We start from the raw sequence: 278 nt of genomic DNA on the forward strand, positions 1-278 counted from the left end.
CTTCACGACCACGCTGATGAGCTTTACCGCAGCTGCCTCGCGCGTTTCGGTGATGACGGTGAAAACCTCTGACACATGCAGCTCCCGGAGACGGTCACAGCTTGTCTGTAAGCGGATGCCGGGAGCAGACAAGCCCGTCAGGGCGCGTCAGCGGGTGTTGGCGGGTGTCGGGGCGCAGCCATGACCCAGTCACGTAGCGATAGCGGAGTGTATACTGGCTTAACTATGCGGCATCAGAGCAGATTGTACTGAGAGTGCACCATTGCGGTGTGAAATAC

Annotated in this window: 1 pseudogene; it reads left to right on the forward strand. The window is 58.6% G+C overall.

From position 1 onward, the window contains the following. Window positions 1-72, forward strand: a pseudogene (locus GNF10_RS37495) (Rop family plasmid primer RNA-binding protein); the annotation flags it as partial. Window positions 73-278: the final 206 nt, after the last annotated feature.

The sequence above is a fragment of the Nostoc sp. UCD121 genome (assembly GCF_014222285.1).
GTDB lineage: Bacteria > Cyanobacteriota > Cyanobacteriia > Cyanobacteriales > Nostocaceae > Nostoc.